Source organism: Pseudomonas sp. BBP2017, from assembly GCF_003024385.1.
Lineage (GTDB): Bacteria > Pseudomonadota > Gammaproteobacteria > Pseudomonadales > Pseudomonadaceae > Aquipseudomonas.
Window position 1 is genome coordinate 81522 of record NZ_PVZN01000020.1, and the last position, 16436, is coordinate 97957.

Genomic DNA, 16436 nt, shown 5'->3' on the forward strand with positions numbered 1-16436 from the left:
AGTCACTCAGCTTATTCAGTTGAAAGTACTGCGCTCCAGGCAATAGGCCAACAGGTCCTGGTCACTGCTGACATCAAGTTTGCGCATGGCCGAAATTTTTTGTGCACTGATGGTTTTTGCACTTCTGTTCTGGCTGCGGGCAATATCGCTTACACTTTTCCCGGCAACAAATAGCCGCAATATCTCAAACTCTTTCGGCGATAGGCTGGCCATTTTTTCATCAATGGCGGTGTCGGATTCAATCACCGACGTTTTCGCAGGCTCCAGACTTCGATATATCCTTTGGCGGGCGATGGCATTGAGCGCCAGTTCGATTTCCGTGTGCAATTGATTCTTCTGAATGACTCCGACAACCCCCAGCTCCTGCAGACGGGTGAGAATCAGGTGGTTGGAGATCATGGTCAAAATCAGAATCTGCACACGCGGATAATGACGCTTGAGGTAGTCAACCAACTTCAGCCCGTCCCCATAGGGCGAGTCAGCCGGCATGTTGTAGTCGCTGATAACGATGTCGACCGTTTGCTGTTCAAGCAGTTCGATCAGGCCCTTGGAGCACACGGCCTCGCCAACCACACAAAAACGTGGGTCGCGCTCGATCAGCTCGCGTACACCGAGAAGGACGATGGGATGATCGTCAGCGATGATGACCTTGAGTTTTTCCATTAATACGGCCTGTTATACCGGTGCGAGGTGGGTGTCCATAAGGTTGCACGTAGTGGCTTGTTGATTTTACGCGAGGGTGCTCAGGATTGTCGCAAGACGTTTCAGTGCCTGCTGGACTTTCTGCGTCAGGGGAGCATCGAGTCTTGTGTTGTGCAGTTGATACTCCAGATCAATGCAGTGGCTGGCCAGGTTGCTGGCCTGAACTGCGCCGAGCGCGCCGGCCATACTATGCAGCCGCTCGGCGATGGTTCTGGCGTCTTGCTGTTCCAGGGCGCTGCGGATGAGCGCGATGTCTTGTTGCATGGTGCTGATGAATAGCGGCCGCATTGCAGGGGACAGTTTTACGCTGTCGTTGGGCGTTGCGGCAGGTGAAGCACTCAGCGTTTCGGTATCGATACGTGACGGAGCATTGTGCAGCATCGGCTTGCACAGCTTGATCAGGTGTGCCCGCAGGGTTTGCAGACTCAGCGGTTTGACGATCCAGGCGTTCATACCAACTTCCATGCAGCGTAAGCCTTCTTCGCGCATAGCGTTGGCAGTAACGCCGATGATCGGCAACCGGTTGTCGTGAGCACGTAGGGCCTTGGCCAGTTCATAACCGTTCATGACCGGCATATTGACGTCGGTGAGCACCAGGTCGAAGACCTCGGGCTGCCACAGGTGCAAGGCCTGTTCGCCATTGGCCACGACCACGGCGCTGCAACCCAAGGCCTCGAGCTGCTCCTTGAGGATGGCCTGGTTGATCGGGTTGTCTTCGGCTACCAGGATATGCAGTTGCAGGTTCACGCTACCTGGTTCGGGGGCTTCACTGGCTGGTTCGCAAGCACCTTGACGGGCTAGCACGATGGCCTGAGCTACCGCTCGCAGGTCATGCATGTCGACATCCCAATGGCCATCAGTGTATTCGGCGGGATTACGTCCACCGCTGATACAGCAGATCCGTGGCCCGCTCCAGGGCAGTTCAGGGGGGGCTGCAAGGACTTCAACCAGCAGCGCCTGAGGGTTGTCTGGTGCCTGTGGGGGGATTGTCAGAGTCGCAGCCACGCCCAGGCGCTCAAGCCAATCGCAGTAACTTTGCCCCAGTTCTGGTAGTGGCGCGCGTACGTACACAGGTGTCGGATCGCGCTCGATGGCGGGGCAGTCGGGTAGCTCGCCGGGCAACACCAACAAATTCATCTTCAGGGAAAAGCTGCTGCCAAGCCCTGGATCGCTCACCACTTTCATCTGTCCGCCCATCAATTCGCTGAGCCACTTGCAGATCGGCAGGCCCAACCCCGCACCGCCTTCGCCGGACGCATCTTTGACCTGATAGAACAGCTCGAACAGCTTGGCCTGCTGTGGTTCGCCGATGCCGATGCCGGTATCGGTGACTTGCCATTCAAGGCTGACCTTTCCCTCCGTGAGCTCCAGCACACGGGTACGCAACACCACCCGGCCGGTGTCGGTGAACTTGATGGCATTGCTCAGCAGATTGTTGAGAATCTGGCGAATCCGCATGGGATCACCGAGCACCCTGCCAGGCAATCGGGCGTCGGTGCAGGCGTACAGCAGCAATCCCTTGCGCTCGGCGAAGGCGGCGTAGGTATGCAAGGTGTCTTCGAGCATGTCCAGCGGGCAGAATTCGACCGGCTCGATGGCCATCTGTCCGGACTCAATCTTGGAGACATCCAGCACATCGCTGATGAGTTGGAAAAGGGTGGCGGAAGAGCGCTGGATGGTATTCAGGTAGGCAAGCTGGCGTGGCTCCAGCGGGGTCAGGCCAAGCAGTTCCAGGGTGCCCAACACGCCGTACAGCGGGGTGCGGATTTCATGGCTCATGGTGGCCAGGAACAGGGTCTTGGCTTCGTTGGCGGTATCGGCGGCGCGCCGGGCTTGTTCCAGGGCATGGGCATCTTCGACATGCCGGGTGACGTCGTTGAAGGCATACAGCCGCACGTCCTGGCCCTGATAACGGGTAGCGACGGAGCCGACTTGCAGGTGACGACCGTCGATCTCCAGATCGTGCTCTGCTGTATCAGCGTTGTCCTGATGATCCAGGGCTGTGACCAGCGCGACGGTGCCTTGCCATTGCTGGGCCCGCTGGTTTTTCAGCAGTATCTGCTGGTCCGCGCAGCGCACCACGCACAGTCCGGTCGGCGCGGTGTCGATCACCACGCGGCTGAACGCCTCGCTCTCGGCGATGCTTTGGTGGGCCTGGCGCGCGGGGAGGATCACCTGTTTCTTGTACCAACGGCTGGCCAGCCAGCCCAGGCCGATGATGGCCAGGAACGAGAGCAGCAAGGTGGTCAGTGACCAGAATGCATAGCGGAAAAAACTCTTGAAAGTGATGGTGTAGATGGCTGCCCAGCCGGGGCCGTCGTGGTTGACCAGCTTGAACACCAGACCTTCGGGCTTGAGGTTCATACCTTCGTGCAGATGCGACTCTGAGCGCTGGATGCCAATCAGTACTTCACCGTCCGGAGCAATCAGGGTGAAGCGGTCATACACCAGCCAGTCCATGATGCGTTCAAAGTCGTTGATCTGTGACAGGTCGAGCAGTGAGGCCGCAATACGGCGGGAGTCGCTCCCCTTGACCAACGACTGGTCGGATTTGAACTGGAGAGTGACATACGCCAACAAGCGTGCAGGTGTTGAGCGATCGGGCACTTCGACATAGCTTCGCCAATCGATCCCGTTGTTCTTCAGGTATTGGCTGTCTTGCGGGGTGCGAGCACGGACGGTGTTGAGCACGTCGACGAAAGTTTCGTTGATGTTCATCATCTTGCCGCGTGTGCGTCCGGCCGCAGGCACAGTAATGTCGTAGCTGTCGTGTGGCCCGAACAGAAACACTTGCGGTGAAGGGAAGTGCGAAGCTGACCAGAACGTACTGTAGAGGTCTGCCAGGTTTGCCCCCAGGCCAAAGATCCTGGGTTGTTCGTGGGCAATAACTTTACCCTTATCGAGTTTGACGCTGAAGGGCAATGAGAACGAAAACGCCTGCCCTTGATAAATGTTCGGTCCCTCGTTCGGCAAGGGTGAAAGCAAATGCACCTGTGGGCTTTCGTCAGACAGCTGTGTCCCCTGAGCGGTCAGTGTTCTCAGAAAGGCTTCCTGCTCCTGAATGTTCTCCAGCAGGCGGGCAAAATGAAAGCGCACCGTGTCATGGTGTTCTTCGATCAGGCGCTGGAATGACCAGAAGCTGGTGCCGACCAGCAACAACGCCAGTCCCAGCAGAATCATCACTCCCTTGTTCAGGCGTAGAGAACTACGGGTGAGGTTTTCCAGCAGGGCGTTGTCTTGCTTCATGAACAGTATCCGCAGGGCCGCAAAGTGTCGATAGCTGACGAATCTTACCTCTGATGGTGGTCGAAGGTTGAGGGTGCAGGTCAATAAAAGGTCGCCGCCCCATCCAGGTTCAAGAGCTGTTGAAACTGATCCGATGACACCGCGTGGGAAATCAGGAAGCCCTGGGCCTGGTGGCAGTCGATCTTGCGCAACAGGGCAAGCTCCTGGGCGGTTTCCACCCCTTCGGCCACCACGGTCAGGCCGAGCTTGCGGCCCAGGGCGACAATGCTGGCCAGGGCTGAGGCCATGTTTTCGTTTTGATGACATCCCTGGACCAATGCGCGGTCGATCTTCAGCTCGGTGAACGGTGCCGATACCAGATTCAGGTAGGAGCTGTAACCCTGGCCGAAATCATCCTGAGACAGGCCGAAACCTTTGATGCGCAAGCGACAGGCACCGGCGTAGAAGTTGCTGATGTCTTCTGGTGTAGAGCTCTCCATCAGTTCGAAGCAGAGCTTGCCGGGTATACCCTGATGATGAAGGACAAACTCCAGCAGACGGTCCGCCAGGTCGTGGCTATTGAGCAGGTGGGTGGGCAGGTTGATCGACACCGGAATGTCATAGCCCTGCTCGCGCCAGCGGGCCTGGGCATCCATGGCCTGTTTGAGCATCAGCCATAGCAAGCGCTCTTCCAGGCCAAAGGTTTTCAGCGCAGGCAGAAACGAGCTTGGTAACAGCACCCCCTGTTCCGGGTGCATCCAGCGCACCAGGGCTTCAGCGGCGACAATACGGCCATTGTGCAACGACTTCTTGGGCTGGAACCAGGCCTGGAACGCGCGGTCGTTAAGAGCCTGGAGGAGGGTCTGGTGGTCAAATTCGGTGACCGGTGCGGCGGCTTGCGCTGCGCTGTCATGTTTGCGCCGTAATTGCTCGGTCACGCTGCGCAGTGCGCTTGGCGAGACAGGCTTGGAGATCAGTCCGATCACTTCGACACCAAGGTTTTTCGCGACCAGGCTGGCCGCCATCAGCATGCGTCGGGAGGCGGCGCTCATGATCGCCAGGTCCGGCTTGCGGCGCAGCCCGGCCAGGTGCTGGATGAACTGCACACCATCCATGCCGGGCATCAACAGGTCGGTCAGAACAAAGTCGAAGTCACGTTGTTGCAGGCGCTGCAGCGCCTCGTTGCCGTCCTGTGCGCATTCCAGATCAAATTCACCCAGTTCGCTTAACAGATGTTGCAGGTACATACGCTGAAACGGGTGGTCTTCGACAATCAGGATGTTATAGGGCTTCACGGGTGCTTCCTTGGTAAGGCGCCAGGCAGTTGAACAGGGCTTGCAATGTAAAAGGTTTGACCAGGCAGCGGTTCATGCCAGCGGCCAGGCACAGTTCTTCTTCGCCGCGCATTGCATTGGCCGTCGCACCGATGATCGGCGCCAGGCAGCCTTGTCGACGCAGTTCTCTGGCCAAGGCATAGCCATTCATACGGGGCATGTTCACATCGCTCAGGACGACGTCGAACTGGCCAGGCTTCCAGTGCTGCAACGCTTCATCGCCATCGCTGGCCAGCACGACGGTACATCCGAGTTCTTCGAGCTGATCCTTGAGTATCAGTTGGTTGATGATGTTGTCTTCGGCGACCAGTACGCGCAGGTCCAGCTGTCTCATTTCCTGCTGCTTTACGTATTCATCACCTCTGGCGACCCATAGTCCCTGAGCCTGGCTGACAGCCTGGTGAATGGCGTTCAGGTGATTGAGGTTGACGTGCCAAACGCCGTCTTCATGCCGGGGTTCACTGCAGCCATTGCTGCTGATCAGGATCCGGGGTCCTGGCCAATCCGGCTGCAGGGGGTGCTCGATGCTGCCCGGGTGCAGCTCGAGCAGCATCTGAGCGCGGGTTGCGCCCGTCTCGGCAGGGTGGCTAATCTGCGCCCGGGCACCCCAGCGGCGTAGCCAGCCCGCGATGGATTCTGCCAGCTCGCGAATCGGTGAGACGACGTAGATGACTTCAGCCAACAAGCTGTGCGGCACAGCTGTTTCGCCAGTGCCTAAAGCTACTTCCAGGGGCAGGGTCAAGGTGAAGCTGCTGCCCAGGCCGGGTTCACTGACCATGCGCATATGGCCGTTCATCAATTGCGTCAGGCGTTGGCAGATGGGCAGCCCCAATCCGGTTCCGGCGACTACATGAGTATTGCCTTCGACCTGGTAGAAGGGTTCGAAAATGTAGGGTTGATCCTCCTCGGCAATGCCTTTGCCGGTATCCGACACTTGCCACAACAACCCTGAGCGCTCGCCTTCGCGATGCAGCAAGCGGACCCTGAGCACCACCCGCCCGCAATCGGTGAACTTCACCGCATTGCTCAGCAAGTTATTGAGGATCTGGCGGATCCGCGAGACATCGCCGATCAGTCGTTCAGGCAGGTGTGAATCGAGGCAGGCATAGAGTTGCAGGCCTTTGCTGGTGGCTGCGGCGCTGTAGCCCTGGATGACCTCATGCACCAGTTCCAGGGGGGAGAACTCGCTTACTTCCAGGACTAGTTGCCCTGCCTCGATCTTCGACACATCCAGTACATCGCAGATCAATTGCAGGAGAGTCGCCGAGGAGCCTTCGATCGCATGCAGATAGTCTTTTTGTTGGGCGTCCAGCTGGGTGCGGGACAGAAGCTCGAGGGTGCCCAGGACGCCATACAGGGGGGTGCGGATTTCGTGGCTCATGGTGGCCAGGAACAGGGTCTTGGCTTCGTTGGCCGCATCGGCCGATTGCCGGGCTTCTTCCAGCGCAGCTTCCACCTGTTTGCGCGTGCTGATGTCGCTGAAGGCACAGAACAACACGTCTTCGCCCTTGTAGCGGGTGGGCGCACTGCTCAGGTACAAGTGGCGGCCATCGGCCGTTTCAAAGCAATCGCTGCAGTCGGCATCGACCGAGTCGAATGCGGCGCGGATCCAGTTGGCGCAAAGTACGTCACGCTCAAGGCCATTGCCTAGCCATTGTTGGGCCAGATGGTTTTCCAGCACCACCTTGCCATCACTGCGACGCAGAACACACAACGCAACCGGGGCGGTTTCGATGACGTCGCGACTGAACGCTTCGCTTTCTATCAAAGCCTCAATGCGGTGGACTGCCGGGGCAATCAGGCGCTGTTCGAAACGCCGTATCAACAGCACGATCAGGGTAATGCTGAACAGGCAGAACAACAGTGAACCGAGCAGTTGTTTCCACAAACCATCCAATACTGCCAGCAGGTCGATCGAATACACCAGTTGCCAGTCAGATGACTTCAGGTGTTTGCGGATCACCAGGTGATCGGGCAACAGGCCGTTGCCGATAAAGCCGAAGAAGTTTTCACCCTGGGGGCTGAGCAGTGTCTGGCTCAGGCTCGCCTGTGGATTGTTGCTGAACACTTGCATGCCATCGGCATTGAGCATCATGAAGGCGCCGGCGCTCTGATCACTCAAGGCTCTGGATACCTCGCGCGTATCCATTTCCAGGCCCAGCCAGCCCGACTCGGGGGCGCGTTCGTCCAGGCGAATGAAAATGTACAGGTGCGAGCGTTGCTCGCTGTGGTCGGTCAACCACAATTCGCTCAATGGTGCGGCTGTACGATTCTTGAGTGCGTGCAGTTGTTCAAGCATGGCTGCAGAGAGGTCGGGCACCTGTGCCGTCGCGTTAAAGAGCCGTCTGACCTGGGCTTGCGCACCGGTACCTACGTACAGCAGGCTGACTTGCTTTTCTTGCATGTAGCTGCGCATGCGCTGGGTCAGCCAGATACTCCACAGATTGTTGGGGCTGGTACCCAACTGCAGGTGGATTTCTTCGCTCGAAGGCAGGTATACCAAAGGCTTGGCCTGTTGCGCCTTGCGCACTGTCGACAGGCTCAGGCTTTCCAGCAAGGCTTCCCGATTGGTGAAGAATGTATGGGCTTCGGCTATCGCGCTGCTCATGTAGCCACGACGTTGGGAGATGTCGTTATTGAACGTGAACAACAGAAAGTTGTAGACGCCACTCAAGATACCGATCGATAAAACGATGGCGAACAGCCGCAGCAACCATCGGGCTGCTTCGGGGTTGGATAACAACGGATTGATATGCAGCAGGTAACGTTTTAATCGCATTCGCCGACTCTATGAGGCGAGTCGGTAATTGAGTATCAGACGATCCTTAATAAGTTCGACAGTTGATGGGGGTTATCTGCGTGATCTGCGGGTGACGTTCAAGTCTCGTTCTGCTCCCGGTAAGTCTGGCGAAACTCGCCCGGTGGCATCCCGCGTCGGCTTTTGAAGGTGCGGTGGAATGAGCGCGGTTCGGTGAAACCCAGGTATTGGGCGATGTCCTGGATCGGCAAGGTGCTGTGCAGCAGGTAGTGCTCCGCCAGTTCCTGGCGCAGGTCATCGAGGATTTGCTGGTAGGAGGTGTTCGCCTGGTGCAGCTGGCGTTGCAGGGTGCGCACCGAGACGGCGAACTGCTCGGCCACCTGCTCTTTGCGCGGCAGCCCTTCCTTGAGCAGCTGGCGCAGGATGTTCTTCACCCGTTGTTCCAGCGACGCGTCTTCCAGCGTGGCCATCAGGCCCAGGGCGTGTTCTTCCAGGGTGCGCAGCAATTGTGCATCGGCCTGGCGCAAGGGCAGTTGCAGGTAGGGCAGTGGGACAATGAGCGCCGAGTAGGGCTGGTTGAACAGCACTGGGCAGTCGAAGAACTGTTCGTAGCGGGCGCGTTCGGTGTCCGCCGGCAGGGGGTGTTCGAGCCATACCGCGGTGGGCGACAGCTGAGCGTCGGCGATCCAGCGCGCATATTGCAGCCAGGAGCCAAGGACGTTTTCCACCAGATGGCGGCGGATGCGCGGGCGTTGGTGGCGGCAGGTCCAGATCAGGTGTACGTGTTCCCCCTGCGGTTCGGCGCGGCTGACGCCCATGTCCCCCACCAGCTTCTCGAACGGCATGATGCGATTCATGGCATCGCCCAGGGTCGCGCAGTTCATGGTGATGTAGCCCAGCACGTTCCAGGAGTTGGGCAATACGAATCGCGCCGAGTTGAGGCCGAACAGCGGATCACCGGAATGCTCGCAAAAGTAATCGAGCAAGCGTTCATGGGCTTCGCCCGGCACCCGCAGGCTGTTATCGCTCAGCTGTTGGGCTTGCAACCCGGCTACCGCTAACGCCGGTTCAATGGCCATGCCCAGTTGTTCGGCATGACGCACGTACTTGAGCAGCGGGGGAACCGAGCTGTAGCCAAGGGATTGCATGATCGGGTTCCTTTTGATCGAGGCAGACAGGCGCAGGTGAAGGCCCTGAAAGGTAATTTGAAACCACCGCTAAAGTAAATGGCGGCAGCCGCGTGCGTTGGCTCAATCGGCTACTCGGGCTGGCCGGATGTGACCGTGACAGGCGCGGGTGGCTGGCTACTATAGGCACCTGAACTGTTACCTGATAAGAACCATAAAAGGACACACGCATGCGACGCTGGAACGGCTGGGGGGAAGCAACCACGGTGGTCGAGCTGCCGGCCCAGGGTGCGGGGTTTCTCGCTGCCCGGGTGGGCGCCGGGTGTGCACTGTCCGACGCCACGTTGGAGGCGGCACTGGCGCGGGTTCCGGCTTCACGTCTGGCGGCGCATCCGCTGTACAGTCTGCAGGCCCATGATCGTCTGCTGCATGCCCGTGGCCAGAGCTTGCCGGACTGGCTGGCGTTACGTGAAGGGACGCTGGGGACCTACCCCGATGCGGTGGCGTTCCCGCAGAGTGTCGAGCAGATCCGCCAGTTGCTAGCGCTCGCCCACGAAAAAGACCTGTGCCTGATTCCTTACGGTGGCGGTACTTCGGTGGCAGGTCACATCAACCCGCCATCCTCTACGCGGCCGGTGCTGACCGTGTCGCTTGCGCACATGAACCGCCTGCTCGATCTCGACGAGCAGAGCCTGCTGGCCACCTTCGGCCCCGGCACCACCGGGCCGCAAGTGGAAAGCCAGTTGCGTGCCCGCGGTTACACCCTTGGGCATTTCCCGCAGTCATGGGAGTTGTCGACCCTGGGCGGCTGGGTTGCCAGTCGCTCCAGTGGCCAGCAGTCACTACGCTATGGGCGCATCGAGCAACTGTTCGCTGGCGGTACGCTGGAAACCTTCGCCGGCCCGTTGGCGATCGCGACCTTTCCCGCCTCGGCGGCAGGTCCCGATCTGCGTGAACTGGTGCTGGGCAGCGAAGGGCGCTTCGGGATCATTTCCGAGGTCAAGGTGCGGATCAGCCCGCTGCCAGCGGACGAGCGTTTTTATGGAGTGTTCCTGCCCGACTGGAACCTGGCCCTGCAAGCCATCCGCCAGTTGGCCCAGGCGCGCGTGCCGCTGTCGATGTTGCGTCTGTCGAATGCGCTGGAAACCGAGACCCAACTGGCTCTGGCCGGGCATCCGCAGCAGATCGCCTGGCTGGAAAAATACCTGGCCTTGCGCGGTGCGCGTGCCGGCAAATGCCTGTTGACCTTCGGCGTGACCGGCAACCGACAGCAGAACGCGCTGTCGCTGAAGCAGGCCCGGCAACACTTGAAGGCGTTTGGCGGGGTGTTCACCGGCACTCTGTTGGGTAACAAATGGGCGCAGAACCGCTTCCGTTTTCCTTACCTGCGCGAGAATTTGTGGAACGCCGGTTACGTGGTCGACACCCTGGAAACCGCCACCGACTGGAGCAATGTCGACAACCTGCTCAATCGCATCGAAAACAGCTTGCGCGACGGCCTGGCGGCTGAAGGCGAGCGGGTACATGTGTTTACCCACCTGTCCCATGTCTATGGTGAAGGGTCGAGCATTTACACCACCTATGTGTTCCGCCCGGCGGCGACTTATCCGGCCACCCTGACGCGCTGGCAAGCGCTCAAGCAGGCGGCCAGCCAGACCATCGTCGACAACCACGGCACGGTCAGTCATCAGCATGGCGTCGGCAAGGATCATGCCCCCTACCTGTTGCGCGAGAAGGGCGCGCTGGCACTGGATACCTTGCAGGCGCTGAGCCGGCACTTCGATCCGGCCGGGCGCCTCAATCCCGGCACCCTGTTGCAGGAGTGACAGCATGAGCCAGGACTGGAATGCCGCGTGGCGACAACAGGTACTGCCGACCCTGGCGGATGAGACCTGGGACCTGATCGTCATCGGTGGCGGCATCAGCGGTGCCGGGATCCTGCGCGAAGCGGCACGCCGTGGCTGGCGTTGCCTGCTGCTGGAGCAGCGCGACTTTGCCTGGGGCACCTCCAGCCGTTCTTCGAAGATGGTCCATGGCGGCTTGCGCTATATCGCCAAGGGCCAGTGGCGCCTGACCCGCGACTCGGTGCACGAACGCCAGCGCCTGCTCGACGAAGCACCAGGACTGGTGGAGCCCGCGAGTTTCATGATGGCGCACTACCGTGGTGATTTTCCCGGGCCGCGGGTGCTGGGTGGGCTGTTGACGGTGTACGACGCCTTGGCCGGGCGGCGCAACCATCGCTTTCACGATGCCAAAGCACTGCGTTATCTGGCACCGGGGCTGAAGGAAGAACAGTTGCTGGGGGGGACGTGTTTTGTCGATGCATTGACCGATGATGCGCGGCTGGTAATGCGTGTGCTGGCTGAAGCGCGGGCGGACGGCGCGCTGGCGCTCAATGGCGTGCGGGTCCGGCAACTGCTGCGTGACAACGGTCGGGTCTGTGGCGTGCAGGTTGAAAACGTCGAGGATGGCAAGCGGATGCAGCTGCGTTGTCGAGCGTTGGCGGTGGCAACCGGTGCCTGGGCCGAGCGCCTGCGTCCGAGCGACGCGCCCCGGCAATTGCGCCCGTTGCGCGGCAGTCATCTGCTGCTGCCCGGCTGGCGTTTGCCGGTAGCTCAAGCGATCACCTTCTTGCACGCTCGCGATCGTCGGCCGGTGTTTGTCTTCCCCTGGGAAGGCGCCACAGTGGTGGGCACCACAGACCTGGATCACCCGGACGATCTGGACCAGAGCGCGAGCATCAGCGCCGAGGAACTCGATTACCTGCTGGCAGCCTGCGCCCAGCAATTTCCCCAGGCTAACGTGGTTGCTGGCGATGTACTGTCGACCTGGTCGGGGGTGCGCCCGGTGGTGGGCAGCGTTCACGAGGGGCAGCAGGGCAAGCCGTCCAATGAAACCCGCGAGCATGTGCTGTGGCACGAGCCCGGCTGTGTGACCCTGGCCGGCGGCAAACTGACCACGTTCCGGCCTCAGGCGCTCGAAGTGCTCAAGGCCTGCGCGCAGATGCTCGGGCGTGAAGTCAATGATGACGGCGCCCCGGTGTTTGCTGCGGTACCGGCACTGCCGATTGCGCCGCTCAACAACAGCCAGTGGCGTCGCCTGGCCGGGCGTCACGGTCGCGATCTACCACGCCTGGCGCTATTGCTGGAACAGTTGGGCTGCGCCAGCGTCGGTGCCAGCGATACCTTGTGGGCGGAGCTGGCGTTTGCTTGCGACGCAGAGCTGGTCCTGCACCTTGATGACCTGCTGCTGCGCCGCACCCGTATCGGCCTGTTGCTGGCCCGGGGGGCGGAGGATTATCTACCGGCCATCCGTCAGTTGTGCCAGCCACGGCTGGGCTGGGACGACCTGCGCTGGCAGGCGGAAGAACAGCGTTATAGGGCGTTGTGGCAACGCTACCATGGCTTGCCGGAGGCCGCGCATTAAATGCCCATTGAAGAGAGCTCCATGGATAACCACAAAAACAAGCGCTACCTGCTGGCAATCGACAATGGCACCCAGAGCGTACGCGCGTTGCTGTTCGACCTGCAGGGCAATCTGTTGGGCAAAGGCAAAGTCGAGCTGCAGGCCTACACGTCGGTCCACCCTGGCTGGGCCGAGCAGGAGCCGGATTATTACTGGGCCAAGTTGGGCGAGGCGTGCCAGCTGTTGTGGCAGCAGACCGGGGTTGAGCGTACGCAAATCGCCGGTGTGTCACTGACCACCCAGCGCGGTACCGTGATCAATGTCGATGCCCAGGGCAAGGCCCTGCGTCCGGCGATCTTGTGGCTCGATCAACGCCAGGCCGAGCTCGAGGGCAGGATAAAGGGGCCATGGGGCTGGTTGTTCAAACTGGTCGGTGCGCAGGCCACCGTGGATTATTTCCGTGCCCAGGCCGAGGCCAACTGGATCGCTCGCCATCAGCCCGAGGTGTGGGGTGCGACCGACAAGTTCCTGCTGCTTTCGGGTTTCCTAACCCATCGTCTGTGCGGGCGTTTCGTCGACTCGGTGGGCTGCTGCGTGGGCTACCTGCCGTTCGACTTCAAACGCCTGCGCTGGGCTGCACCTAGCGACTGGAAATGGCAGGCGCTGGCGGTGCGTGCGGAACAATTGCCGACGCTGCTCAAACCTGGTGAAACCCTGGGCCATATCAGCGCCGAGGCGAGCCGGCATACCGGCATTCCCGAAGGGGTACCGCTGATCGCTGCGGGTGCCGACAAGGCCTGTGAAGTACTCGGTGCTGGAGTGGTCGATGCGTCCACGGTGTGCCTGTCCTATGGCACCACCGCGACCATCACCACGACGCGCTCGCGTTACCTCGAAGTTGTCCCGTTGATTCCGCCTTATCCGGCGGCGGTGCCGGATCAATACAACTGCGAAGTGATGATCTACCGTGGCTACTGGATGGTCAGCTGGTTCAAGAATGAGTTCGGTCTGCGCGAAATGCAGCAGGCCAAGGCGCAGGGGCTGGAGCCGGAGCAACTGTTCGACGCCCTGGTCAACGCAGTGCCACCCGGCGCCATGGGCCTGATGCTGCAACCCTACTGGTCGCCGGGGATTCGTGAGCCGGGCATGGAAGCCAAGGGCGCGATGATCGGCTTTGGCGACGTGCATACCCGCGCGCATATCTATCGGGCGATCCTCGAAGGGTTGGCCTACGCCTTGCGCCAGGGCAAGGAGAAGCTTGAAAAGCGCTCGAAACAGTCGATTGAGCGTCTGCGCGTTGCCGGTGGCGGGTCGCAGAGCGATGCCGCGATGCAGCTCACGGCGGATATCTTTGGCCTGCCGGCCGAGCGCCCACATGTCTATGAAGCGTCCGGCCTGGGGGCGGCTATTTGCTGCGCGGTGGGGCTTGGCCTGCATGCCGACTTTCCTTCGGCGATCGCGGCGATGACCCGGGTTGGCGCGGTGTTCATGCCGCAGCCCGAGGCGCAGCAGATCTATGAGCGGTTGTACAAGGAGGTTTACCTGCGCATGTACCGCCAGCTCAAACCGCTGTACCAGAGTATTCGGCAGATCACTGGTTATCCGGCTTAGCAAAGCTGGAACGCCCGTGCGAACGTTTCTGGCTTAAAGGCTGTAGGAGCAACACGCCTTCCGAGCTCGATCTCCATGTGATTCTGGACAACAGTTCGACCCACAAAACCGCTGCGATCAAGGCCTGGCTGGAAAAACATCCGCGCTTCAAGCTGCACTTCACACCGACCAGCGCGTCTTGGCTGAACGCAGTGGAAGGCTGGTTTTCGCAGTTGGAGAGACGGGCGCTGTATCGAGGTGTCTTCACCAGCGTTACTGATCTGAAAGCCGCGATCCGCCAATTCATCACGGCTCACAACGAGCATTCGGCCAAGCCGTTCAAATGGAGCAAGACGGCAGAGGCCATCATCAGCTCGGTACATATGGCAAAGTTGAGCGTGATGAAAAATAAGCTAATGAATTAAGCGCTCGGGACACTAGATGCGCGAATTTGCAGGCGCCATCGATCGTCCTCGTTCAAAGCTCTGCGCACCGAGAGACATTCCGAGATGTTTCGGATTACATCGCCAAAACTCAAGCGCTACAAGACAACTGAAAAATATAGTCTGGACTATTGAAGGCCCGGCCAGTCATGTTTTCAAGGCGGCTTACTTGCTCCGGCGTCAGCTCGTACTCATAGATTGCATCTTCTGGTTCACCCCAGGCCATTAGCTCAGCTAATTTATCGAACTGGTCGGCAGGTATCTCAATGCTAAAAGCTAATTGCTCGGTTTTCTTGTCGAATGCAAGAATCTCATGCTGCATTTGTCAGGCTCCTCACAAGATTATTTCGGCGTGGTTCGGCCTGCCACGGCGTCTTTTGTTTGTTCTCCCGTTTCGGGGTTGAATGTAGTTACTGATGTCGAGAAACACCTCGTTTTTGCGCCAAATAGTGTTGAGCACATCCGAGGGTTTTCGACCGGTAGGGATGGGCAATGGTGCCAAATAGTCCTTATGCGAGAGCAACCGTTTTTTCGTGGTGCCTGCCGGTGGCGTACTCATGTCTTGTCCTTGGGTTGCAGGTAATAGGCTCCGGCTCCGTTCGCGTCGAGCACATACACCGGCACCCGATCCAGCTCCGGTGTCGGATCATCCCGCAGGGCAACCACACCGTCGCTGTCACTCAGGGTGAAGGCCACACCGCGCTTACCGCCGATAAAGGTTTTGGCGCCCAGCAGTGCGGTTAACGGGGTGCGATACCACAGACGCAGGGAGACGGTGCGGGGTTTTGTACCCAGGACGCCGGGCTCGATGTTGAAGGGGCCACTGAGGCGCAAGCCTTGACCTTCCTTGAACGGTATCCAGCTACAGGTGCTGCTGGGCAGCCAGTGCGGGACCATATCCCGCCAAGTTCTGGGCCCTTGGTAAGTGTGGGGCTGGCTCAGGTCCATGCCGCTGATGTACTCATGTCTGGGGCAGCGCAGCCAATTCGGCTTCACGCTTGGCGATGGCGGCTTCCAGCTCCGGGGAGCGCTTGGCCCACTGCTCGGAGGGCAGTGGTTTGGACCATTCGATGATGGCGGGATAGGTCAGGCCTGGAGGCGGGTTCAGTTTCCAGCGTTCAAGAACATCAATAAGTAGCGTGTTGAAAATGAATATCCCGCAGAAGCCTTCCCACAATGCGGTTACAAGCCAGCCCCTCAACTTCGCAGCCTTGATAAGGTCGTCCAGATAGGTGGCCCATATGCCTTTAGATCTGTCGAAGCGTGCAGTCTGATCCTCTACTGCATCCGGCCCAATCTCCATATAACTGCGCATGCACTCCCACAACGCCATGGCGGTAGTGCCACCCCCGCAATTAAAGCCCAACGAGAAATGCTTGTTATCGTCTTTGGCCAGCGGATCAGGATTTTCAAAGCCAATGACCAACAAGCCCATGGTTGCCTTACCTGCCTGGCTCACCGACGAATGTTGCGTGGCTGCCGCTGTCACGCTTTCCCAGGGGACAATCCAGTATTCGCCATCCGCTCGTGGTACGCACACTTCACGGCGTTGCCGATTAAAGCGCACTGGTAGGGGCACCTCGCGGAACAGGCCATGGATCACCAAAAAGATAGGGAGGCCTGTAATACAAGCCCCCAGGATCAGCGCGTCAGGGTCATCTAAGAAGTAGGCTAGCCCCAAAAACAGCATCACTACTGGCCATATCACCATCACCGCCGAACCGACCCCCGGTGTCAGGATAGTTGTCGCCTCTCCGGTTTTTCCTAAAAAAGCATATCGGGGGCGGAAAGAGACTGGTCGTGCCGTACTATTCACCTGAACGCAGAGCCGCATTACTTAAGATGCTGCTTC

The 16436-nt window shown here is 59.6% G+C and carries 11 protein-coding genes and 1 pseudogene; 4 read left to right on the forward strand and 8 right to left on the reverse strand.

What is annotated here, in order from left to right:
• Positions 1-15: 15 nt before the first annotated feature.
• The 5 genes from C6382_RS20985 to C6382_RS21005 form a co-directional block, all read right to left on the reverse strand.
• Complete coding sequence (locus tag C6382_RS20985) at positions 16-663, reverse strand: response regulator (RefSeq protein WP_107026240.1); 648 nt, start codon at positions 661-663, stop codon at positions 16-18.
• A gap of 66 nt (positions 664-729) precedes the next feature.
• A complete protein-coding gene (locus C6382_RS20990; protein ID WP_107026241.1) occupies positions 730-3948 on the reverse strand; it encodes a hybrid sensor histidine kinase/response regulator in 3219 nt (1072 codons plus the stop codon).
• 80 nt (positions 3949-4028) lie between these two features.
• A complete protein-coding gene (locus tag C6382_RS20995; protein ID WP_107026242.1) occupies positions 4029-5222 on the reverse strand; it encodes an EAL domain-containing protein in 1194 nt (397 codons plus the stop codon).
• Positions 5209-8040 (reverse strand): ATP-binding protein, encoded by a 2832-nt coding sequence (locus tag C6382_RS21000; RefSeq protein ID WP_107026243.1) that lies wholly within the window; start codon positions 8038-8040, stop codon positions 5209-5211. The genes C6382_RS20995 and C6382_RS21000 overlap by 14 nt, the downstream gene beginning before the upstream one ends.
• A 98-nt stretch (positions 8041-8138) precedes the next feature.
• Complete coding sequence (locus tag C6382_RS21005) at positions 8139-9167, reverse strand: AraC family transcriptional regulator (protein ID WP_107026244.1); 1029 nt, start codon at positions 9165-9167, stop codon at positions 8139-8141.
• Between the two features lie 209 nt (positions 9168-9376).
• Here C6382_RS21005 and C6382_RS21010 point away from each other — a divergent pair, with 209 nt between their 5' ends.
• From C6382_RS21010 to C6382_RS21025, 4 genes and pseudogenes are all read left to right on the forward strand, one after another.
• The gene (locus C6382_RS21010; RefSeq protein ID WP_107026245.1) at positions 9377-10972 is read left to right on the forward strand and encodes an FAD-binding oxidoreductase; all 1596 of its coding nucleotides are present in this window, start codon (positions 9377-9379) and stop codon (positions 10970-10972) included.
• 4 nt (positions 10973-10976) lie between these two features.
• On the forward strand, positions 10977-12572 hold the full coding sequence (locus tag C6382_RS21015; protein ID WP_107026246.1) for a glycerol-3-phosphate dehydrogenase/oxidase: 1596 nt from the start codon (positions 10977-10979) through the stop codon (positions 12570-12572).
• 21 nt (positions 12573-12593) lie between these two features.
• Positions 12594-14162 (forward strand): FGGY-family carbohydrate kinase, encoded by a 1569-nt coding sequence (locus C6382_RS21020; RefSeq protein WP_107026253.1) that lies wholly within the window; start codon positions 12594-12596, stop codon positions 14160-14162.
• A gap of 50 nt (positions 14163-14212) precedes the next feature.
• Positions 14213-14566, forward strand: a pseudogene (locus C6382_RS21025) (transposase); the annotation flags it as partial.
• A gap of 109 nt (positions 14567-14675) precedes the next feature.
• Here the strand turns inward: C6382_RS21025 and C6382_RS21030 are convergent.
• The 3 genes from C6382_RS21030 to C6382_RS21045 form a co-directional block, all read right to left on the reverse strand.
• A complete protein-coding gene (locus C6382_RS21030; protein ID WP_107026247.1) occupies positions 14676-14906 on the reverse strand; it encodes a hypothetical protein in 231 nt (76 codons plus the stop codon).
• 233 nt (positions 14907-15139) lie between these two features.
• Positions 15140-15481, reverse strand: coding sequence for a hypothetical protein (locus tag C6382_RS21040; protein WP_107026249.1), 342 nt, complete (start codon positions 15479-15481; stop codon positions 15140-15142).
• A gap of 64 nt (positions 15482-15545) precedes the next feature.
• Entirely contained in the window at positions 15546-16274 is a 729-nt protein-coding gene (locus C6382_RS21045; RefSeq protein ID WP_371919643.1) for a hypothetical protein, read from the reverse strand.
• Between the last annotated feature and the right edge of the window lie 162 nt (positions 16275-16436).